Source organism: Rhodopila sp. (genome assembly GCF_965276935.1).
Classification (GTDB): domain Bacteria; phylum Pseudomonadota; class Alphaproteobacteria; order Acetobacterales; family Acetobacteraceae; genus Rhodopila.
The window spans coordinates 1,763,738-1,783,002 of the sequence record NZ_CBDIBS010000003.1; the positions used below are offsets into that span (position 1 = coordinate 1,763,738).

The 19,265-nt window shown below is 65.4% G+C and carries 20 protein-coding genes; 10 read left to right on the forward strand and 10 right to left on the reverse strand.

The window, feature by feature from the left end:
- Position 1 precedes the first annotated feature (1 nt).
- The 6 genes from ACQY4S_RS16055 to ACQY4S_RS16080 form a co-directional block, all read right to left on the reverse strand.
- Positions 2 to 289 (reverse strand): MSMEG_0570 family nitrogen starvation response protein, encoded by a 288-nt coding sequence (locus ACQY4S_RS16055; RefSeq protein WP_428486188.1) that lies wholly within the window; start codon positions 287 to 289, stop codon positions 2 to 4.
- A complete protein-coding gene (locus ACQY4S_RS16060) occupies positions 282 to 1,256 on the reverse strand; it encodes a sll0787 family AIR synthase-like protein (protein WP_428486189.1) in 975 nt (324 codons plus the stop codon). The genes ACQY4S_RS16055 and ACQY4S_RS16060 overlap by 8 nt, the downstream gene beginning before the upstream one ends.
- Positions 1,256 to 1,801 carry an MSMEG_0567/Sll0786 family nitrogen starvation N-acetyltransferase gene (locus ACQY4S_RS16065; RefSeq protein WP_428486190.1) on the reverse strand — a complete coding sequence of 182 codons (546 nt, stop codon included), beginning with the start codon at positions 1,799 to 1,801 and terminating at the stop codon, positions 1,256 to 1,258. The genes ACQY4S_RS16060 and ACQY4S_RS16065 overlap by 1 nt, the downstream gene beginning before the upstream one ends.
- The gene (locus ACQY4S_RS16070; RefSeq protein WP_428486292.1) at positions 1,798 to 2,910 is read right to left on the reverse strand and encodes an MSMEG_0568 family radical SAM protein; all 1,113 of its coding nucleotides are present in this window, start codon (positions 2,908 to 2,910) and stop codon (positions 1,798 to 1,800) included. Before ACQY4S_RS16070 ends, ACQY4S_RS16065 begins: the two co-directional genes overlap by 4 nt.
- Positions 2,843 to 3,934, reverse strand: a complete 1,092-nt coding sequence (locus tag ACQY4S_RS16075; RefSeq protein ID WP_428486191.1) for a Nit6803 family nitrilase — start codon at positions 3,932 to 3,934, stop codon at positions 2,843 to 2,845. The genes ACQY4S_RS16070 and ACQY4S_RS16075 overlap by 68 nt, the downstream gene beginning before the upstream one ends.
- Before the next feature lie 151 nt (positions 3,935 to 4,085).
- Positions 4,086 to 4,568, reverse strand: a complete 483-nt coding sequence (locus tag ACQY4S_RS16080; protein ID WP_428486192.1) for an MSMEG_0572/Sll0783 family nitrogen starvation response protein — start codon at positions 4,566 to 4,568, stop codon at positions 4,086 to 4,088.
- Positions 4,569 to 4,952: 384 nt separating this feature from the next.
- Between ACQY4S_RS16080 and ACQY4S_RS16085 the strand changes: the two genes are divergently transcribed.
- From ACQY4S_RS16085 to ACQY4S_RS16100, 4 genes are all read left to right on the forward strand, one after another.
- Positions 4,953 to 6,332 (forward strand): PLP-dependent aminotransferase family protein, encoded by a 1,380-nt coding sequence (locus ACQY4S_RS16085; protein WP_428486193.1) that lies wholly within the window; start codon positions 4,953 to 4,955, stop codon positions 6,330 to 6,332.
- 202 nt (positions 6,333 to 6,534) lie between these two features.
- Entirely contained in the window at positions 6,535 to 6,777 is a 243-nt protein-coding gene (locus ACQY4S_RS16090; protein ID WP_428486194.1) for a hypothetical protein, read from the forward strand.
- A gap of 208 nt (positions 6,778 to 6,985) precedes the next feature.
- Positions 6,986 to 7,246 carry a hypothetical protein gene (locus ACQY4S_RS16095; protein ID WP_428486195.1) on the forward strand — a complete coding sequence of 87 codons (261 nt, stop codon included), beginning with the start codon at positions 6,986 to 6,988 and terminating at the stop codon, positions 7,244 to 7,246.
- A 511-nt stretch (positions 7,247 to 7,757) separates the two neighbouring features.
- A complete protein-coding gene (locus ACQY4S_RS16100) occupies positions 7,758 to 8,420 on the forward strand; it encodes a protein tyrosine phosphatase (RefSeq protein ID WP_428486293.1) in 663 nt (220 codons plus the stop codon).
- A gap of 36 nt (positions 8,421 to 8,456) precedes the next feature.
- On the opposite strand, the gene ACQY4S_RS16105 is transcribed toward ACQY4S_RS16100, so the two are convergent.
- The 3 genes from ACQY4S_RS16105 to ACQY4S_RS16115 form a co-directional block, all read right to left on the reverse strand.
- Positions 8,457 to 8,684, reverse strand: a complete 228-nt coding sequence (locus tag ACQY4S_RS16105) for a hypothetical protein (protein WP_428486196.1) — start codon at positions 8,682 to 8,684, stop codon at positions 8,457 to 8,459.
- 69 nt (positions 8,685 to 8,753) lie between these two features.
- On the reverse strand, positions 8,754 to 9,743 hold the full coding sequence (gene hemC / locus ACQY4S_RS16110; RefSeq protein WP_428486197.1) for a hydroxymethylbilane synthase: 990 nt from the start codon (positions 9,741 to 9,743) through the stop codon (positions 8,754 to 8,756).
- 89 nt (positions 9,744 to 9,832) lie between these two features.
- The gene (locus ACQY4S_RS16115) at positions 9,833 to 11,518 is read right to left on the reverse strand and encodes a methyl-accepting chemotaxis protein (protein ID WP_428486198.1); all 1,686 of its coding nucleotides are present in this window, start codon (positions 11,516 to 11,518) and stop codon (positions 9,833 to 9,835) included.
- Positions 11,519 to 11,712: 194 nt separating this feature from the next.
- Between ACQY4S_RS16115 and ACQY4S_RS16120 the strand changes: the two genes are divergently transcribed.
- A complete protein-coding gene (locus ACQY4S_RS16120) occupies positions 11,713 to 12,930 on the forward strand; it encodes an acyl-CoA dehydrogenase family protein (RefSeq protein WP_428486199.1) in 1,218 nt (405 codons plus the stop codon).
- A 73-nt stretch (positions 12,931 to 13,003) separates the two neighbouring features.
- On the opposite strand, the gene ACQY4S_RS16125 is transcribed toward ACQY4S_RS16120, so the two are convergent.
- Positions 13,004 to 13,156: a HepT-like ribonuclease domain-containing protein gene (locus tag ACQY4S_RS16125; protein WP_428486200.1), complete on the reverse strand. Its 153-nt coding sequence runs from the start codon at positions 13,154 to 13,156 to the stop codon at positions 13,004 to 13,006.
- A gap of 602 nt (positions 13,157 to 13,758) precedes the next feature.
- Here ACQY4S_RS16125 and ACQY4S_RS16130 point away from each other — a divergent pair.
- The 5 genes from ACQY4S_RS16130 (at position 13,759) to ACQY4S_RS16150 (ending at position 19,188) form a co-directional block, all read left to right on the forward strand.
- Complete coding sequence (locus ACQY4S_RS16130; protein WP_428486201.1) at positions 13,759 to 14,586, forward strand: amidohydrolase family protein; 828 nt, start codon at positions 13,759 to 13,761, stop codon at positions 14,584 to 14,586.
- 69 nt (positions 14,587 to 14,655) lie between these two features.
- Complete coding sequence (locus ACQY4S_RS16135; protein ID WP_428486202.1) at positions 14,656 to 15,510, forward strand: SDR family oxidoreductase; 855 nt, start codon at positions 14,656 to 14,658, stop codon at positions 15,508 to 15,510.
- Positions 15,511 to 15,640: 130 nt separating this feature from the next.
- Complete coding sequence (locus tag ACQY4S_RS16140) at positions 15,641 to 16,057, forward strand: RidA family protein (RefSeq protein ID WP_428486203.1); 417 nt, start codon at positions 15,641 to 15,643, stop codon at positions 16,055 to 16,057.
- 249 nt (positions 16,058 to 16,306) lie between these two features.
- Positions 16,307 to 17,536 carry a CoA transferase gene (locus ACQY4S_RS16145; RefSeq protein WP_428486204.1) on the forward strand — a complete coding sequence of 410 codons (1,230 nt, stop codon included), beginning with the start codon at positions 16,307 to 16,309 and terminating at the stop codon, positions 17,534 to 17,536.
- Positions 17,536 to 19,188, forward strand: coding sequence for an acyl-CoA dehydrogenase family protein (locus ACQY4S_RS16150; RefSeq protein ID WP_428486205.1), 1,653 nt, complete (start codon positions 17,536 to 17,538; stop codon positions 19,186 to 19,188). The genes ACQY4S_RS16145 and ACQY4S_RS16150 overlap by 1 nt, the downstream gene beginning before the upstream one ends.
- Positions 19,189 to 19,265 lie beyond the last annotated feature (77 nt).

Consider the following 19,265-nt stretch of genomic DNA (forward strand, 5'->3'; position numbering starts at 1 on the left):
GTCACTCCGTAAACGATTCGAACAGGACATGGGCATCGGGCTGTCCGGCGAAGCGGGCGGCGGTGGCCTCGATACGGGCAAGCTGGCCGAGCGCGAGGCCGCAGGGACTGCCGTAGCGGGCGCGGACCCGCTCACTGGCGGCGGTCAGCGCGGTGCGGCTGACCGCGACGAAGTCGGCCAGCCTGTATGCGGTGCCGGGCGCAAGATGGTCGCAGATGATGGTGGATGGCGAATAGCAGGTTTCTCGCGTGCCATCGGGCCAACGCAGGGTGAAGCGAAGTTCAGGCATGGCCGCAGCCGATCAGCGGTGATTTCGAAAAATCCCAGATAGTTTCAGTCTCGGCGCCAAGGCCAACCCGCACGGCGTGGTCGCCGGTCACGCCGCCGATGTCGGCGGCGGCGATGCCGCGCGCGGTGAACCGAGCCAGCACGGCGGCCACATTGCCAGGTGCGACCGCCAGCAAGAAACCGAAGCTGGGGAAGGTCTGCAACCAGCGCTCGAGCGGCACGCCGTCCGGGCGGGGAATCGCCGCAAGGTCGATGGCCATCCCGACGAACGAACATTCCGCCAGCATCATGGCGGTGCCGATGATCCCGCCCTGGCTGATATCCTTGGCGGCGGGCGACAGGCCGGCCTCGGCGATCGCCGGAAGGATCTCGATGTCTTCGCGCAGCCGCTGGGCTGGCGCATCGGTGGCGGCTTCCCAGTTCGGGAATGGTTCGCGATAGCGTCCGCGCAGGTCGATGGCGGCCAGCAGGCGCTGGCCCGGCTTCGCATCGAAAGACGTCAGCAGCCGCTTCGCCCGCCCCAGGATGGCGACCGACAACTGCGGGCGGTTGCTGCGCTGGTTGGTGTGGCCGCCCACCAGGGGCACGCCGAAGCTGCTGGCGGCGGCGCGCAGGCCGGCCAGGATCGGGTCGGCTTCGGCCTCCCCGGCGGACCAGATGGCGTCGACCACGGCGATTGGCCGGCCGCCCATGGCGGCGACGTCGGACACGTTGACCATGACGCCGCACCAGCCGGCGAACCAGGGGTCGGCGGCGACGAACCGGTTGATGAAACCCTCGATGGCGAGCAGCAGGTAGCCGTCGCCGTCGGCAATCGCGGCGCAATCGTCGCCGACCATGATCGCGTCGCGACCGGATGGGCCGCCGCCGGTCAGGCCGAGGCGTCGCGCCACGCTGGCGATATCGGCTTTGGCGGCGATGCCCCGGCTGGCGCGCAAGCTGTCCGCAATCGGCGCCAGGCTCGGCATCAGGCGGCCTGCTTCAGATGCGACAGGAAGCCAATTTCGGGGGTCGCCAATGGCGGATACCAGCCGAGGTCGGCCTGCATGAAATGATGCGGATGCCCGTGGACAGTGGTTTCGTCCAGCGTTGCCCAATGCAAGACGTGGAACAGCGGCGCGTTCTGGCTTTGCACATGCGCCAGGAACCGCTGGCAGCCGCGCGCGTGGGCGGCGCCGACCGCGAGGCGGATCAGCGACGTGCCGATGGCGCCGGTCTTTCGATACGGCCGTGAAACCGCTAGCCGCGATCCCCACCACACGGTTGGTTCAGCTTCGTGGATCCGCACGGTGCCGACGACGTCCTCGTGCATGATGCCGAGGGAAGACAGCGCGACCAGCGGAATGGCGGCATCGTCGATCGCGTCGCGGTCGTCGTCCGGAAAAATCCCCTGCTCCTGGCAGAATACCTGCCGGCGCAGAGCGGCCGCCCGTCGGCGTTCCCAGGCGGCGGTGGCAAACTTGACGCGGAATTCGCAGGCCAGGAAAGGCGGGATGGTTTCGAAGACCATCATGCTGCCGGCCTGCGTTCATACGTCGACAAGGCGGAGCAGGCGCCGCATTTGCCGCAGCCGGCCTTGATGTCGGCGGCGAGCAGGTTAGCCTCGCGCAGCATGGCCGACAGCGGGCGCAAGATTTCGTCCATGAAGGCCGGCGTCGGCGCCGGATGGCTTTCCAGCGGCGTGCCGGAGATCGGCACGAACGGCACGACGAAAGGATAGACGCCCAGGCCGATCAGTCTTTCACTCATGGTCAGGATGGCATCCGGCGTGTCGCCCAGACCGGCAAGGATGTAGGTGGACACCTGACCGCGGCCGAAGATGGCAATTGCGGCGGCGAACGCGTCGAAATAACGGCTCAGCGGCACCTGCGCCTTGCCGGGCATGATCCGGGCGCGCACCGAAGGGGTCACTGCCTCCAGGTGCAGGCCCAGCGTGTCGATGCCGGCGTCGTGCATGCGGGTGAACCAGGCATCCTCGTCCGGCGGCTCGCACTGCGCCTGGATGGGCAGGTCGACGGCGGCCTTGATGGCGGTGGCGCTCTCGGTCAGGATGGCGGCGCCGCGGTCGCGGCCAGGCGGCGTGCCGGTGGTCAGGACCATGTGCCTGACGCTGTCCAGCTCCACCGCCGCGCGGGCGACCTCGGCGAGCTGCGCCGGCGTCTTGCGCTCGATGGTCCGGCCGCCGGCGAGGGACTGGCCGATGGCGCAGAACTGGCAGGTCTTGGTCCGGCTCTGGTAGCGGACGCAGGTCTGCAGGACGGTGGTCGCCAGCACATCGCGGCCGTGCAGCACGGCGATCTTCGGGTATGGGATGCCGTCCGCCGTGCTCAGGTCGTAGAATCGCGGCCGCTTCGGGAAGCTGATCGCACCGACAGCGACGTTGTCGCGCAGGATGCGGCTGTTGCCGGCGTCGTCGGGGGCCTCGGCTACATAGGGGCTTTCGAACGCGGGCGCGGTGTGCACCGGCACCATCACGGTCATGCCGTCGAGGGTGATGGCCTTGTGGTCGGATGGGCCGGCACCGCCGCGGCGGCTGGCCAGCCCGGCTTTCGGATCAGCCAGCCGCACGCCGTGGGTCTGCAGCGCGTTGATCAGGCGTTCCGTCGAGATCAGCGGGGTCATCATGGCTACTCCCAATGGGAAAAGGGCCAGGGGGAAAAGGGCCAGGGGGAAAAGCGCTGGCTGGAAGCGGGTCGGCGGGAAACGAAGACGTCTGCATCGTCGGGGTCAGCATCGCCGGAGCGGGGCGGTCATCAAGCCACAGGCGCAGCAGTTCGGAACGGGCGTAGTGGCCGACGCTGTCCATCATCCGCTTGCGCTTGGTGATCAGGCCGATGTCCAGATCGGCGATCAGCAGCCCCTCGCCTTCGGTCAAAGGCGGGGCGAGATGGCTGCCTTCGGGCGAGATGATCGCGGTGAAGCAGCCGCCGGACAGCGCCTTGTGCAGCTTCGCATCCGGCGCGATGGCGGTCTTCTGGTCGTCGCTCAGCCAGCCGGTGGCGTTGACCACGAAGCAGCCGCTTTCCAGCGCGTGGTGGCGGATGGTGACCTCCATCTGGTCGGCGAAGATCGGCCCGACCAATGATCCGGGGAACTGCGCCGCGTGGATCTCCTCATGCTGCGCCATCAGGGCGTAGCGGGCGAGCGGGTTGTAGTGCTCCCAGCAGGCCAGCGCGCCGACACGGCCGGCGGCGGTGTCCACCACCTTCAGGCCGCTGCCGTCGCCCTGGCCCCAGATCATCCGCTCGTGGAAGGTCGGCGTGATCTTGCGGCGAACCAGCTTCAGCGTGCCGTCGGCGTCGAACACAAGCTGGGCATTGTACAGCGTGCCGTGGTCGCGTTCATTGACACCCAGCACCACGACCATGCCGTGACGGCGGGCCGCGGCGCCGACCGCCTCGGTGACCGGGCCTGGCACGACGACGGCATGTTCATACAGCCTGAGGTGCTCCTTGCCGGTGGAGACCGGCGGATGGACGAATGAGAAATACGGATACCAGGGGACAAAGGTCTCCGGGAAGACGATCAGTTGGACACCCTTCGCGGCCGCCTCCGCGATGGCATTCAGTACCTTCGTCAGTGTGCCACCGGCGTTGATCAGGTCGGGCGAGAGCTGCGCGGCGGCGGCCCTGATGGTCTTGCCCATGTTGAAATGCCTCCGCGCGGTGGTTGGGCTTTAGCGTGTGATCGCGCTGAGCGGGCCGTTCAAAGCGGGTTAATCACGCGATCAAAGACCAGAGCGTGATCACGTTGAGCGGACCGTTCCGAGCGCGCGAACCATGCGATCAACCCAGGGGTTAGACCGTCCAGGTATCGAGGATCACGGCGTTGGCCTTCTTGTGGATCAGCGTGAGATCCAGCACGTCGAGCGGATTGATCGGGCGGATACCCTCGATCAGCGATGGTTCGCCATGGCCATACAGCGCCTGCAGCGAGAAGCGGCAGCAGTAGACCTTGCCGCCCTCGTCCATGAAGCGCTTGATCTGGTTGTTGAAGTTCTGCGCGCCGGGGAAGGCCTCGTCGCCAATCTTGGGAAAGCCGCGCTGCACGCCCAGGGTGACGCCGGGGCCATACAGCAGGATGGATGTCTCGTAGCCCTTGCGCTGCAGGCGCACCGCCTGGAGCAGGTTCACCAGTCCAATGGAACCTTCGAAGGCGACGGTGTGGAAGGTGACCAGGGCTTTCTCGCCAGGATCGGCCTTGACGTCCTCGAAGACTTTCTCCTCGTAGTCGACGAAACTGTCGCCTTTTTTGTGAGCGGGGGCGTTGACGGCTGGCATGGCTGACTTCCTGTGATTGGGTGGCGGGGGAGAACTAGCAACCCGCGTGCCAAATTGACGGGAAACGGATCGTCAGAAATACCGTCAGGTGGACAGTCAATATGCGGTCAATTGATCGGAAGTTTGATGAAGTTTTAGCCTGTGCCTATAGGCAGAAGCGTAAATCATACGCAAACGCTGGTCCAGACGCTCAGATCGTGCTCGCGAACGAGTGATTTTCTCGGTTCCATAAGACCCGCGCCGCTTCGTCAGCCAATTCATGCCCTGAATTGCGGCGGAGGCGCCTCGGATGGCGCCACCGTCAAAAACCGGCTGGAAAACCGTCATGCAACAATATACAGTCAATCGAGCGGCCATGCCGAACCGCGAAAGGTTTTCGAGACCATGACCGACTGGATACCCGACCTGTCCCGCCGTGGCACGCCGCGTTATCTGGCGATCGCCGATGCCATCGCCAACGACATCGACAGCGGGCGCCTGGCGCCGACCGATCGGCTGCCGCCACAACGCGCACTGGCGAGCGTCCTGGGCATTGACTTCACCACCGTCGCCCGCGGCTATGTCGAAGCCAAACGGCGCGGCCTGATCGACTCCCGCGTCGGCCAAGGCACCTTCGTCAGAGCCGCTGCCCGCCGCCGCCAGCCGATGGTGCGCCATCCGGAAATCGTCGACCTGTCGATGAACCTGCCGCCGGAGCCGGATGATCCCGACCTGCTCGACCGCATGCAAGACGGGCTGGAAGCCATCAGTTCGGACCTGGTGCTGCTGATGCGCTACCAGGGTTTCGGCGGCGTGCCGGCCGACAAGCAGGCCGCCTCGGCTTGGCTCAGCCGACGCGGACTGGTGCCGCGGCAGGACCGCGTCTTCATCGTTCCCGGCGCGCATCCCGCCCTGCTCGGCATCATGGGCCTGCTGGCGCGTCCTGGGGACGTCATCCTGTCCGAAGCGATCACCTACCCCGGCACGCGCTCCATCGCCGGACAGCTTGGGTTGTCTCTGGTCGGGCTGCCGATGGACGCGGAAGGCGTCGACGCGGACGCCTTCGCCGCGGCCTGCCAGCGGCTGGCGCCGAAGGCGCTGTACCTGAACCCGACGCTGCTGAACCCGACGACGCACACGATCACCGCGCCGCGGCGGCTGGCATTGACCGATGTCGCCAGGCGGTACGGCGTGCCGATCATTGAGGACGATCCCTACGGCTTGCTGCCGGTTGATGGGCCGCCGGCGTTCGCCGCGCTGGCGCCCGAACTGACCTGGCATATCGCCGGCCTGGCGAAATGTCTCGGCGCCGGCTTGCGTGTCGCCTACGTGGTCGTCCCGGACAACCGCTCGGGCTGGAGCTTCGCCGCGTCGCTTCGCGCGGCGACGGTGATGGCGTCGCCGGTGACCGTGGCGCTGGCCACAAGATGGATCACCGACGGCACCGGCGATGCGCTGCTGGCGGCGGTGCGGCGCGAGTCGGCGGAGCGCCAGGCGCTGGCTGCCTCGATCCTGTCCAACGCGTCGTTTCGCACCGATCCTGCGGGGTTTCACCTGTGGCTGTCGCTGCCGGCGCCGTGGACCCGGTCGGCGTTCGTCGGCCACATGCGGGCGACCGGGATCGGCATCGTCGCCAGCGACGCGTTCACCACCGGCGATACGCCGCCGGAAGCGGTGCGCGTGTGTCTCGGCGGACCGGCCGACCGCGTGCGGGTACGCGGCGCGCTGGAGTTCATGGCGCATGCGCTGGCCGAACAACCATCCTTGGCTTCAAGTTTTCTGTGATCGCGATCGATGTGGTTTTGGGGTGGTGGGGCGCCAGGCAAAGGTGCATGACGATTCCGCGGCACCGCGGATCCCACGGTGGAATCGCTTTTTGTCGGTTCGCACGGCACGCGTGACGCCGCGCTTGCAGAACGGGAAAAGGCGGCTAAACTGGTTGTTCGCTCTCGCGGTTTATCTAGGCTTTGAGAGAAGGAAATCTGATTTGTCCAGTCCCCAACTCGCGGAAATCGAGGCTTCGCTGCAGTCGATGATCCGCCGCGCTTATGATCTGGGTCAAAGCGACGCATTGAAGAAAGTCGTCGCCGCCGTGCACGGCAATCAAGGCCCGAACGAGCCGCTGGCCTTGATGGCGCCGGAGACCCCGGAAAAACCGCAGGACACGCATACGATGAATGGTACGGAGCGCCCGCCCGAGACTCCCTGGTGGGCGTGGCGGGCTCGCTGAGAGGTAACTGCCGGCGAACGCGAATTTCGTACCTGTAAGCAACTGATTTCGGGTCGGGTGTAAAGCCGGCGAGGCGTGCCGAAGTCCCGCATGTTATCGATCCAGCCGTGGCAAACCGGCCTGGATTAGGAACAACGAGGGCAGGAGCGACACAACGAGGACCAAGCGACGGCTGGCGACGAGCGCATGATCCTGTGAAGTCGCTCAGATGCCGGATTACCGTTTTCGGTTCATCCTCTGGCCATTCATTCTGCTCGGCGCCATCAACCTGATGCTGACAACTGGCAACGGATTTCCGTTCGGCCTGCTGGTTCCGCTTGGACCCGTGGCCGTGCGTGCGCCCTGTCCGCACGGCCTGTTGAAAGCGTCGGCGTCAACGGGCGATCCTGTCGCCTCGGTGAATTATGATCCGGTCCTGGATCATGCGCGCCAACGGCGATTGCCGCCGAAGCGCCGAACCTGGCGATAGCATCAGGCGCCGTGGAACCAATTCTCGGCGGGCCCACGACGCCTGTCACGCCAGAGCCGCGTCAGTCGAAGCAAGCGTTGAGAATTCGCGCTCCGACACAAACGTCTGGTGCTGACACCGGTTCATCCACAGTCAGCCGCTGATGTTACAAACGGAACGATTGTACCAGCGGATGCGCCAAGGGACGATTGCCTGCCGTCGGTAGCGTGTGCGCCAGCGAGCGTAAAATGGCATACCGAATACAAGGCGTTCAAACGCGGCGCCGGCCGGTCCGGCAACGCAGCGTCAGACGGAACGTTGCAGGCATCAAGGCTGTGTCCGGCTGACGCACATCGACGGTGACCTTCCGCCGATCCATAGGCGATTAGGCGTTAGCTAGAGCGAAGCCGGCAGCATTGATTACGGCCGGAAAAGGACGATCGCGCCGCCGGCTAAGTCCAGTTGCACCAGCCAGGAACCCATGACCATATGCGTGCACCATGAAAGAATCCGCCTCGCCCGCATGAACTCCATCTTCAAGGGCGACCTCAGCACCGCCCGCGGCCGAACAGTGGCCTGGATCGACTCCCTCTTCATCGACCATGCAGTGTTTCGCCTGATCTGGAGCAATCTCGCGCCCGTCGTCCCCAACCGCGTCTGGCGCTGCAATCACCCGACCCCGCTCCGCCTGAGACGGATGGTCCGGCGCCTGGGCATCAGGACGCTGATCAACCTGCGCGGCAAGACCCAAAGCGGCTCGGATGCGCTGTCGCGGGAGATGGCCAGGACGCTGGGGCTGTCGTTCCACGACATGGCGCTTGAAAGCCGCGGCGCGCCGCAGCGGGAACGAATCCTGCGGCTGCACGACCTCTACCGGTCAATGCAGGTTCCGGCGATCATCCACTGCAAGTCGGGTGCCGACCGCGCCGGGCTGGCGGCCGGCCTGATGATCCTGTTCGAAGGCGGCACCACGGTGGACGCACTGCGTCAGCTATCCCTGCGCTTCGGCCATATCCGCCAGGCCAGAACCGGCATCCTGGACGCGTTCTTCCTGCTGTACCAACGCGAAGCGGAAGGCCGCAAGCCGTTCCTGGACTGGGTCCGGCAGGACTACGACGAGGCCGCGCTAAGGCGGGATTTTCATGCAAACGGCCTAGCCAGCTTCATCAACGACTGGGTCCTGGTCCACGAATAGCTCGGCCGGCAGCCAGATATCATTTCGGTTGCAGATTTACCGATTCGAATTCTGATACTGTGCCTGCTGCGCCGCCTGCTTCTTCGAGGCCATGTGATGCCCGACCGCACAACCGCCCACCGCGCCCAGCACGCCATGGTGCGCCAGATGCCCGGCAACCCCGCCAACAACGGCGCCCTTGAGGCAGCCCGCGGCGTGGGCCGGCGCCGGCGCGCTTGCCGCCAGGGCTATGGCGGTGACCGAGGCGATGATCAGTGTTCTCATTCCGAACGTTCCTGTAACATGAGTGGGTAAAACGTGTCAGGGCGGCACCAGGTTGCATCAGGCGGCGCGTCAGCCAAACAGATCCATGGGCGAATCGGCTCGTAGGCTCTTGCCAAGTTCGTGGCCGATCCGGGCAGCATCCGATTGACTGCCGCCAAGGCTGCGTTTCAGCAGGAAACCGCCGTCAGCTCGCGCCACCAGTCCGGCCAAGATCAGACGCCCGTCCGGCAACAGCGTCGCATGGCCGCCGATCGGCGTCCGGCAGGAGCCATCCAGCGCGGCCAGCATCGCCCGTTCGGCGGTGGCGGCAACACGCGACTCGAGATCATCGATGATAGCCAACAGATCGCGCAGGCCGGTGTCCTCCTCTCGCAGGGTGATTCCCACCACCCCCTGCGCGGCGGCGGGAAGCATGACGGCGGGGTCCAGGGCGATGGCGCCGGAAACCCGCATCTCCAGCCGGTTCAGGCCGGCCAAGGCGAGCAGGCTGGCCTGGCATTCGCCGTCCCGCAGCTTGCGCAGGCGGGTCTGCACGTTGCCACGGATGATCGTCATGCGCAGGTCGGGGCGGGCGTGCAGCAACTGCGCCTGACGCCGGACAGAGGCGGTTCCCACCAGCGCACCCGCTGGCAACCCCGACAGCGGATCGGCATCGTCGGTAACATCCAGCCCTTCCCCCAGGATCAGCACATCACGCGGATCCTCCCGCCGCAGCACGCAGCCCAGGACGATGCCGCGGGGCAACTCGGTTTCCAGATCCTTCAGGCTGTGGACCGCAAAGTCGATGCGACGGTCCAGCAGGGCTTCATGGATTTCCTTGGCGAACAATCCCTTGCCGCCGATATCCGCCAGCGGGCGGTCCTGCACCGCGTCACCGGTGGTGTTGATGACATGCTCCACCAGCCGGTCGGCGCCACGCAGATCCTGGCAGGCGTCGGACAGAAGGCTGATGAATCCGCGCGTCTGCACCAGCGCCAAAGGCGAGCCGCGCGTGCCGGCCCGCAGCGGCAGGTTGTTCGAATACATGGCGGCGGCAGTCCCCGGTCCGGGCAAGCTCATACCGCGTGTTTAGCACCTTGGCCGGCGGCTGGAAGAGCCTTTCGAGCCTGCTGGATCGTCGGAAAGCAACCTTTTGGCCGGTGTCGCTTTCAAGCCGCCCGGACCCCGGCCAGAAAGCCGCCCACTTCGGTCTTCAGCCGCGCCGCTTCGCCGGTCAGCATACCCGCCGCGGCCAGCACCGTGGCGGCGACCGTGCCGGTTTCCGCCACCGCCTGATGCGCCGTGGCGACACTGCCCGATACCTGGCGCGTCCCGTCGGCGGCCTGCTGCACGCCGCGGGCAATCTCCTGCGTCGCAGCACCTTGCTCCTCGACCGCCGCGGCGACCGTGGCGGTGATCTCGCTCATGCGAGTCACGGTGTCACTGATGGCCTGGATCGCGGTCAGCGCCGTCCCGGTCATCGACTGGATGTTGCCGACCGTGCTGTTGATCTCGTCGGTGGCGCGAGCGGTCTGCGTGGCGAGCGACTTCACCTCCGACGCCACCACGGCGAAGCCCTTGCCGGCCTCCCCGGCACGCGCCGCCTCGATCGTGGCATTCAGCGCCAGCAGGTTGGTTTGCCCGGCAATGCCGCTGATCAGACCAACGATATCACCGACCCGTCTCGCCGCGCCCGCCAGTTCCGTCATCGCCGCATTGGCCCTGCCGGCCTCGGCCACGGCGCTGGAGGCGACCTGTGCGGACTGAGTGATCTGCCGGGAGATCTCATGAATGGAGGCGGACAGTTCCTCGGTGGCGGCCGCGGCGGTCGCGACGTTGCTGCTGGTCTGCTCCGCCGCGGTGGCGGCCTGTATGGTGTCGCTGTCAGCCGCCGCGGCGGCTGAATGCATGGTCCCGGCCGAGGCCTCCATGCCAGCCGCCGCCGTTGCCATGCCATCGACCATGCTCTTGACGGAGGCCTCGAAGCCATCCGCCATGTTACGCATCGCGGTCTGCCGCTCCCGCGCCGCGTCGGCTTTCAGGCGATCCTGCTCCACCGCCAGGTGCGCGGCTTCAGCCGATTTTTCCCGCAGCACGGCAATGGCCTGCGCCATGGTGCCGATCTCGTCACGCCGGTCCTGCCCTGGCACCGTGACAGACAGGTCGCCGCTGGCGAGCTGGTGAACGGCATCCTTCAGCGTCAGGATCGGCCGGGTGATGCGCCGGCCGAGCCAGAGAGCAAGGCCAAAGGTCAGCAGAGCGACCGCTGCGACAACAGCCCCGATGTGGAGGATGTTGTTCCGAACCGTCGCGTCGACCTCTTCCAGATAAATGCCGGACGACACGACCCACTTCCAGCCTTGGGACTGCATGGCATAGGCGACCTTGCGTGCCGGCGGCGTCCCCTTTGCCCGAGGCCAAAGATAATAGACGTAGCCGCCGCCCGCGGCCGCCTGATTGATCCTCTCCCGGCTAAAATAGGTCCCATTGGCGTCCTTATCTTCAAGGCTTTGGGCGCCCTCACGGTTGGGAAACAATCCATTGACCAACAACGTGCCATCGGTGCGAAGCACGCTTAGATATTCGTTGCCATCGTAGCGGATGGCTCGTAGCACCGCCCGCGCGGCGGTCTGGGCGGCTTCCTCGGTCATTTCGCCCTTGGCGGCCCTGACTTCGAAAGAGTCGACGATCTTCGTCGCGGCCTCGGTGACGGCGCGCGCCCTGGCTTGGTGCTCGTTCAGTGTCACATCGCTCAGGGTATGGACCGATACGGCGCCGACCAGGACCAACGCGATCAGGGAAATGACGGGGAGCAGAAGAATGCGGCGGTTGATGCTGTGGAAGGCTGTTCGCATGGCCGGTCGTTCCTGCAATCAAACAACCCGCCACCGGTGGCGACGGGGAATAAGCCGGTATGCCGGCCTTAGGTTAAGATTTTGCTAACGGACACCGGATTGGGATGTTGCTGTACGAGCCTTGCGGGAGGAACGTGACGCATGGCGGCAATGGCCGCCCGGCCCGGCGACCAAACCGGCAGCAGGAGGAACCAATGGACACGATGACCCAGGAGACGCGCCTACCCGCCGATATCGACGCGCAACCCGTTGTGCAGGCCGCCGCCGCCTTGCGGCCGGTGCTCCGCCGCTATCAGGCCGAGATCGAGCGCGAGCAGCGCCTGCCGCCGGCCTTGGTCGAGCAATTGCGCGCCGCCGGCTTCTATCGAATGGTGATCCCGCGTGCGCTGGGCGGCCTGCAGGCCGACCCGCTGACCTACCTGCGCGTCGTGGAACTGCTGGCCGAGGGCGTTGGCTCGGTCGGCTGGAACCTCGCCAACAACGGCATTGCCCAACTCGTCACGCTCGGCTTGCCGGACGGGGGCGTCCACGAGATCCATGGGGACGGGGTTTCCGTCATCGCCGGCACCGCTGTGCAGGGCGGCGGACAAGCGGTACCGGTTGAAGGCGGCTACCGCGTCAGCGGGCGCTGGACCTTCGGCAGCGGATGTCAGGAAAGCGCCTGGATGCTGGGGAGTTTTCAGATCCTCGACGACGGCCAGCCGCGTCGCCGCCCGGATGGTGGCTCGCTGTTCTGGCGAGGCGTCTTTCCGCGTGCGGAGGCGCAAGTCATACCGGGAAGCTGGGACGTGGCCGGGCTGCGCGGTACCGGCAGCTTCGACTGGACGGTGCAGGACGTCTTCCTGCCGGAGCAGCGGACCGTGCCGCACATTGGCGTCCCGCTGGATAACCAGTGGTCGCGCTGGCCGGGGCTCACCTACGCCTTGCCAAGCCAGGCCTGGGTCGGGCCGCACCACAGCGCCGTGATCACCGGCATCGCGCGTGCCGGGATCGATGCGCTGATCGCGCTCGCCTGCGAGAAGACGCCGCGTGGCCGGACCGGAATGCTGTGCGAGAGCCCGCAGGTGCAGGACGCCGTCGGACGGGCGGATGCGATCCTGAACGCCGGGCGGGTCTATCGTGGTGCGATGATCGCCGAGCTGTGGAACACCATCGCGGCTGGTGGGGAGACCACGCTTGAGCAGCGGGCGCGCTGCCGGTTGGCCTCCACCCATGCCGCCGACTGCGCGCGTGAGGCGATGGACCTGGTGTATCGGCACGGCGGCAGCACATCGTTCAAGCGCGAGAGCCGATTGGCGGAGTGCTGGCGGGATCTGCACGTCGTGGGGCAGACGGTGACGGTGGCACCGGAGTGGTATCCGATCGGCGGCCGGGCATTGCTGGGGATGGACCCGGGGTCACGGCTGCGGTAGCGGGCGACCTGCATTGGCATGACGAGGTGGCGCCGTTTTGGTTGCCAGGATACGTCGTAGCGTCAGTTCCATATCACGGCTTCTCCGCTTCGGGCGGATCGGCGGCGGCCAATTCCTCGCGGCACACCTTCTCCAGGGTGGGCAAGTCCTGGCGTGCGACGCTCCAAAGCACGTCTGGCGCAGTACGCTCATACTCGTGGCGAAGCATATTGCCGACACCGGCCACATTGCGTCACGGAATTTCCGAATGCCGGATGCAGGATGTTTTAGCGAAACCCCGTCGTGCTGACACCTGAAAAATTATGCTTACGATATCGGCAAGGGATGTAATCCATCAAATTGTGGCATGAAGACCATGACTGGGCTCTCAACCTCTAGTCGCTCATAGAACACAATAATGGACTTCACTGAGGCTAGCAGCGTCTATATTGGCGCTGAGATAGGTTTCAAGGTTATGGTGGCACGGCATGGCGTGCGCCTTGCCGCCCTTCTCGCGCAGCCGCACCCATAATCGATGGTTCTGCTTGAACACGTCCTCCACCTTCATGCCGAGGATATGACACTAACTTTCGTGTTCTGTGCTGACGAAGTGGGCAGCCAAGCGCCCTGTATAATGCCTGCAAAGCCGCACAGGGTGATGCAGTAAATTCATTGATTCGCGTGAACCTCAAGGTCCTGGCGCACGATTTTGGGCGGTATCGGTTATTGATCGCGCGGCGGCACCCCTCAGCAGCGGTGGTAGCTGACACCCAAAAATATTGTCGCTACCATCCCGCCCGAAGCGTTCTGGGTAATCCGCCCAATGCGCAAACGAAGGGAGAGAACGCGATGCAAATCATCGACGCCCAGATCCACCTCTGGGGAACCGGTTTGCCAAGCAACCTCTCGCACCGGCAGGTGACACACTTCACCCCGCGGGAAGCCATCCCCCTGATGGACGAAGCCGGCGTCGAGGCCGCCGTCATTCATCCGCCGGGCTGGGACCCAGGTTCGACCGACATGGCATTCGCGGCGGTCCGCACCTACCCCGGCCGGTTCGCGATCATGGGTTCGCTGCCGCTCGATCAACCAAACTCCCAGGCGCGCATTGCGACTTGGCGAGATCAACCAGGCATGCTCGGCCTGCGCTACACCTTCCTGCACGATCCACCGCGCCAGTGGCTGCACGACGGCACCATCGACTGGCTTTGGGCGGAAGCGGAAAAAGCCAACGTTCCCGTCGCCGCGCTGGCGACGGATTCGCTGACGGATCTTGGCCGGATCGCGCAGCGCCACCCTGGACTTCGGTTGACGATCGATCACCTGGGCGGCCGAGGCGGCCTGACCACGCTGAAGGACGCCGCCGCCATGACCCACATGCCGGCGCTTCTGGCGTTGGCGAAATTCCCCAATGTGGCGGTCAAGGCGACCGGCGCACCAGGCTATTCCAGCGAAGCCTATCCGTTTCCAGCGATGCACGCCTACCTGCGACAGATCTACGACGCGTTCGGTCCGCACCGCATGTTCTGGGGCACCGATATCACGAAGATGCCCTGCTCCTGGCGCCAATGCGTAACGATGTTCACGCACGAATTGCCGTGGCTCAGCGAGCAGGACAGAAGCCTTATCATGGGCGACGCGCTCTGCACCTGGTGGGGCTGGGACCGAGCAGCCTGACCTGCCTCACCGCCCACCCGATGCGAAACATACGCATAAACGCTGCAAGGAAGAGGGAAACGATTTCACATGGCCCACACTTCCAACCCCAAACACAAGCCAGTCGCTGTCATAGTCGGCGCCACCTCCAAATGGCAATCGGATGGCCGCAACACCAGGCTGGCGCACGGCCGGACCCTGGACGACAGCGACATTCCGGTCGGCGCGCGCTGGGGCGTCGGCGGCGCCATCGCCCAGAAGTTCGCGCAACAGGGTTTCTTCGTCGCGCTGACAACCCGCACCAAGGCCAATGCGTCAGCGCTGGCGGATGCCATCCAGGCGCAAGGCGGAGACTGCATGATCGTGGAACTGGATCTTGTTTCACAAGACTCCATCGCGGCAGCGTTCGCCACCATCCGTCGCGAAGCCGGCGATCCAGACGTTCTGGTCTACAACGCCGGTTACCTGGAAGGCCGTGATCTTCCGCCCGAGAAAGAACTGCTCGAACACATCCCGGTGGAGATGTTCGACACCGCGCAGCACATCGCCAGCCGTGGACCCTTCCTCGTCGCCAAGGAAGTGCTGCCGGCGATGCGGAAGAAAGGCGCCGGCTCGTTCTTCTTTTCTAACAACTCAAAATCGCTGCGCGGGACCAAGCGAAAGACCGGAGAGTCGCTCTACTATCCCAGGGTTATGATGCGCACCCTGGCGCAGGTGCTCACCGAGGAGTACTCCGAGTTCGGCGTGCACGTCGCCAACGTGGTGATCGACGGCACCATCGACTCGCCCGGAACCCGCACACTCCCGAAGGCTCGGCAGCAACCCGACAGCGTGATCAATCCGGTCAAGATCGCCGAGGCGTTCTACTACCTGCACACCCAGGACAGATCGTGCTGGACACACGAGCTTCAGCTCACGCCATTTCCCAATAGGCCGAGCTACTGATGGCGCGTCTCGGGCCGCGGCAGGCTGGCCGCCGATGGCGAACGGCACCATAACCTGTCATCCTGCCTGCATCTCTCGCGCGGTCCTGCCAGGCGCCGCGCCAGCAGATGAACACAACCGGGAGGCGGGGATGACTCTTGAAATTGAACGGTTTCAGCCGGAGGGAATGAATGTCAGGCTGTCCGACGGGCAGCCGTCCTATTCGCACGTCGTGACGATCAGCGGCACCGGCAAGATCGTCTATACCGCCGGCCAACTAGCCCGCGACATCGACGGCAATTGCGTCGGCAAAGGCGATATGCGCGCCCAGATGGAACAGACATTCCAGAACCTCGACCGATGCCTCCGGGCCGCCGGCGCGACATGGGCCGATGTCGTCAAGACCAACACGTTCGTGACCGACTTCGATGAATTCCAGAAGTGCGGCGATGTGCGCATGCGTTATCTCGGCGTGGCGACCCCAACCAGCACGACTGTCGGCGTCACCCGCCTGGCCGGTCCCGATTTCATGATCGAGATCGAGGCTGTCGCTGTCGTCAATCCATGAGGGATCGCCGACCCGTTCCACCTGTTTGATCGTCGTCTGGCGACCGATCGCACCGCCGCCGTGCCGATCACCTTCACCGCGCGGGCCGCGGACTCGCGCCAGGCACCGGTTCACCTGCTTGCCTGTGTGCCGGCAAGTGGTCCACGCTGGAGCCTTACCGACGGGAGTGCACAACATGCCGACCGACGCCTATGCCACCATCAATCCAGACGCCGTCAAAAGCGCGGCGATTCCGGAGCGCTAATCCTCGTGGCACACCTGCTCGGCGACATCCGCGTCATCGAGGTCTCCGCCTTCATCGCGGCACCGCTTGGCGGCATGACGTTGGCGCAGCTCGGCGCCGATGTCATTCGCATTGATCCGATCGGCGGCAACATCGATATTGGCCGCTGGCCGCTTGCGCCCGACGGCACCAGCCTCTACTGGGCCAGTCTGAACAAGGCCAAACGCTCCGTCGCGCTGGCGCTGAATACGCCGCAAGGGCAGGAACTCGCCCGCGCTCTGATCTGTGCGCCAGGCGCCGGCGGCGGCAACCTGTTGACCAACCTGCCAGCCTCCGGGTGGATGAGCTACCAGAAACTGTCCGCCTACCGCCCCGATCTGATCATGATGCGGCTGACCGGCACCCCGGCCGGCGGAGCCGCGATCGACTACACCGTGAACTGCGCTAGCGGTTTTCCGCTTACGACCGGCACCGGGGATGATCCCGTCAACCACGTCCTGCCGGCCTGGGACGTAGCGGCCGCGCTCTATCTTTCGACCGGCTTCCTCGCCGCCGAACGCGCGCGCCGAGCAACCGGCCACGGTCAGGAAGTTACGCTCGCCCTGTCCGACGTGATGCTGGCGACAGTCTCCAACCTGGGCTACGTTGCCGACGTCCAGGTCAACGACGCCGTCCGGCCGCCGCTCGGCAACGCGCTCTACGGCGCGTTCGGGCGTGATTTCGCCACCGCCGACGGCCGCCGCATCATGCTTGCCGCCATTTCGAACCGCCAGTGGCGTGCCATCGGCAAGGCCACCGGCCTGGCGGAACGGATCGCCATGATCGGGCCGATGATGCAGGTCGACCTCAACACCGAAGGCGGCCGGTTCCAGGCCCGTCATGCAATCGCCGCCGTGCTGGAGCCATGGTTCGCCCGCCACACCCTGGCCGAGATCGGCGTTGCGTTTGAAGGCAGCGGCGTCCTGTGGGGCCCCTATCAGGATTTTCGCCAGTTGGTGCGGGACGATCCTGAATGTTCGGCAGCCAACACGATGTTCGGCGACGTGGAGCAGGCCGGCGTCGGCAAGCTGATGGTCAACACGCAGCCATTGAATTTCGGCGTGGCCGGTCGCCTGCCGCCCGCCGGCGCACCGCGGCTGGGCGAGCATACCGAGGCGGTGCTGACCGAAATTCTCGGCCTGCCGTCAACGGAATATGCTCGGTTGCACGATGCGGGCGTGGTCGCCGGACCACAACGCTCGCGAAAGGACGCCTGATGCAGGACATCGACCCCCTGATCACTCTGTGCGAAAAAGGCCAGGCACTCGCTGAACAATTGCTCGCCCATGCGCGTCAGGCCGTGGCATCATTACTGCTCCGAGACGGCCGGATTGATCCCGCCCTGCTGGACGCGCACCAATTGGCCGCACATGGCTTCGCCTGGCAAGCCACCTACGTCGAGGCGCTGCGTCAAACGCTGATCTGGGCACGTGGACTGCGTGATGCGAACGTCATGACGACGGTCGAGGCGGCGATGCTGCGGCTCGGCTTCGCCGAATATCTCGCGCAACTCGGCGGCGGCATACCCATCAGCCAGACCGAGATGATCCGGCCCGGCGACGTGGGCATCAGCACCAACGCTCTGTGGAATTTCCTGCATGATCCTGTGCTCGCCGAGTTGAGCGATCCCGCTGCATTGGCCGCAGCGCGCCAGCACATCGTCGCGGCGGCGGCGCTGAAAAACTTCGGCAATGTCGGCATCGCCGACGAGACGATCGCGGCCATCCGCGACCAGTTCCTGCGCTATGCGGAGGCCGAGATCGCACCCCACGCGCAAGGCTGGCACCAGCGCGACGAGTTGATCCCGATCCCTGTCGTGCGGCAGTTGGCCGATATGGGCGTCTTCGGCCTGACCGTCAGCGAGGACCATGGCGGCTCTGGCCTCGGCAAGATCGCCATGTGCGTCGTGTCCGAAGCTTTAAGCGGCGGCTACATCGGTGTCGGTTCGCTCGGCACGCGGTCGGAAATTGCCGCGGAACTGGTGGGGCTGGCTGGAACCGACGCGCAAAAAGCCCAGTGGCTGCCTGGCATCGCGTCGGGCGCCGTGCTGCCGACCGCGGTGTTCACCGAACCGAATACAGGCTCCGACCTCGGCAGCCTGCGCACCCGCGCGGTGCGCGACGGCGACGTCTATCGCGTCACCGGCGCCAAGACCTGGATCACCCATGGCGCCCGGTCCGACCTGATGACATTACTTGTGCGCACCGATCCGGACGCGGCCGGCTACCGGGGACTGTCGATGCTGCTGGCCCCCAAACCGCGCGGCACTGACGCCGACCCGTTCCCCGCGCCCGGCATGACAGGCACGGAAATTCCTGTCCTGGGCTATCGCGGCATGAAGGAGTACGAGATCGGCTTCGATGATTTCCGTGTACCGGTTTCCGGTCTGCTCGGGGGCGTCGAAGGCCAGGGCTTCAAGCAGTTGATGGAAACGTTCGAGAGTGCCCGCATCCAGACCGGCGCTCGCGCTTTGGGCGTGGCCCAGAACGCCCTGGAACTGGGCATCGGCTATGCCACCGAACGCAACCAGTTCGGCCAGGCGATCATCGCGTTTCCGCGTGTCAGCGGCAAGATCGCATGGATGGCGACCGAAACGATGATGGCGCGCCAGCTCACCTATTTCGCGGCACGCCAGAAGGACAGCGGCCAACGCTGCGACATCGAAGCCGGCATGGCAAAGCTGCTGGCCGCCCGTGTCGCCTTCGCCAACGCCGACAGCGCGTTGCAGGTTCATGGCGGCAACGGCTACGCAATGGAATATCCGATCAGCCGCGTGCTATGCGATGCCCGCATCCTGTCGATCTTTGAAGGCGCGGCGGAGATTCAGGCCCAGGTAATCGCACGCGGCCTGATTGGGCGGCAGAACTAGACCGTTACGATGACATCATTGACGACGGAGGCGAGCGATGCATTTGGCCGTCCCGCTTATGGGCAGATCCGGCTGAT

Excerpts from the sequence above, each read along its gene's own strand:
- ACQY4S_RS16055 (WP_428486188.1), bottom strand. The coding sequence starts at position 289 with ATGCCTGAACTTCGCTTCACCCTGCGTTGGCCCGATGGCACGCGAGAA.
- ACQY4S_RS16060 (WP_428486189.1), bottom strand. The coding sequence starts at position 1,256 with ATGCCGAGCCTGGCGCCGATTGCGGACAGCTTGCGCGCCAGCCGGGGC.
- ACQY4S_RS16065 (WP_428486190.1), bottom strand. The coding sequence starts at position 1,801 with ATGATGGTCTTCGAAACCATCCCGCCTTTCCTGGCCTGCGAATTCCGC.
- ACQY4S_RS16070 (WP_428486292.1), bottom strand. The coding sequence starts at position 2,910 with ATGACCCCGCTGATCTCGACGGAACGCCTGATCAACGCGCTGCAGACC.
- ACQY4S_RS16075 (WP_428486191.1), bottom strand. The coding sequence starts at position 3,934 with ATGGGCAAGACCATCAGGGCCGCCGCCGCGCAGCTCTCGCCCGACCTG.
- ACQY4S_RS16080 (WP_428486192.1), bottom strand. The coding sequence starts at position 4,568 with ATGCCAGCCGTCAACGCCCCCGCTCACAAAAAAGGCGACAGTTTCGTC.
- ACQY4S_RS16085 (WP_428486193.1), top strand. The coding sequence starts at position 4,953 with ATGACCGACTGGATACCCGACCTGTCCCGCCGTGGCACGCCGCGTTAT.
- ACQY4S_RS16095 (WP_428486195.1), top strand. The coding sequence starts at position 6,986 with ATGCCGGATTACCGTTTTCGGTTCATCCTCTGGCCATTCATTCTGCTC.
- ACQY4S_RS16105 (WP_428486196.1), bottom strand. The coding sequence starts at position 8,684 with ATGAGAACACTGATCATCGCCTCGGTCACCGCCATAGCCCTGGCGGCA.
- hemC (WP_428486197.1), bottom strand. The coding sequence starts at position 9,743 with ATGAGCTTGCCCGGACCGGGGACTGCCGCCGCCATGTATTCGAACAAC.
- ACQY4S_RS16115 (WP_428486198.1), bottom strand. The coding sequence starts at position 11,518 with ATGCGAACAGCCTTCCACAGCATCAACCGCCGCATTCTTCTGCTCCCC.
- ACQY4S_RS16120 (WP_428486199.1), top strand. The coding sequence starts at position 11,713 with ATGGACACGATGACCCAGGAGACGCGCCTACCCGCCGATATCGACGCG.
- ACQY4S_RS16130 (WP_428486201.1), top strand. The coding sequence starts at position 13,759 with ATGCAAATCATCGACGCCCAGATCCACCTCTGGGGAACCGGTTTGCCA.
- ACQY4S_RS16135 (WP_428486202.1), top strand. The coding sequence starts at position 14,656 with ATGGCCCACACTTCCAACCCCAAACACAAGCCAGTCGCTGTCATAGTC.
- ACQY4S_RS16140 (WP_428486203.1), top strand. The coding sequence starts at position 15,641 with ATGACTCTTGAAATTGAACGGTTTCAGCCGGAGGGAATGAATGTCAGG.
- ACQY4S_RS16150 (WP_428486205.1), top strand. The coding sequence starts at position 17,536 with ATGCAGGACATCGACCCCCTGATCACTCTGTGCGAAAAAGGCCAGGCA.